This is a genomic window from Achromobacter semiaridum, from assembly GCF_053543755.1.
The window spans coordinates 38,555-39,179 of sequence record NZ_JBLVOL010000006.1; the positions used below are offsets into that span (position 1 = coordinate 38,555).

The following is a 625-nucleotide window of genomic DNA, read 5'->3' on the forward strand; positions in this document are numbered from 1 at the left end:
GCCCCCCACGCCCGCGCGGGCATGGGCTGTTATCACACCAGCGCGCAAGGCTTGCCGATTCTGCAATGGCGGCTGGGGCAGCAGGATTACCGGGTGCATGAATACGGCGAATCCTTCACGTTGGGCAATGCGCGCGTGTCCTTGCATTCGGCGGGGCACGTGCTGGGGTCCGCCCAGGTGCGCATCGAAGTCGACGGCCAGGTGTGGGTGGTGTCGGGCGACTACAAGCGCCAGCCGGATCCCACCTGCGCCCCGTTTGAAGTCGTGCCCTGCGACACCTTCATCACCGAAGCCACCTTCGGCCTGCCCATCTACCGCTGGCCCGACACGTCGGACGTGGCGCGCGACATCGTCCAATGGCGCGATCATTGCGCAGCCCGTGGCGAGGCCGCCATCCTCTATTGCTACGCGCTGGGCAAGGCGCAGCGCGTGTTGGCGGAACTGGCCCCATGGATCGACCGGCCCGTCTACCTGCACAGCGCCATCGCGGCCGGGGTGGACGTGTACCGCCAAGCCGGCATCGCCATGGCCGACACCCGCCTGGTGATTGACACAAGCGGTACGCGGGCGGGGGCTGCGGCGGGCGATCCCGCGGCGGGCGGTCCGGCGACGGGCGATCCCGCGG

1 protein-coding gene is annotated in these 625 nt (G+C 69.4%); it reads left to right on the forward strand.

Annotation, left to right across the window (positions count from 1 at the left end; genetic code table 11):
* On the forward strand, nucleotides 1–625 hold a 625-nt coding region (locus ACNPP0_RS01800; RefSeq protein WP_527892099.1), incomplete at both ends, for an MBL fold metallo-hydrolase.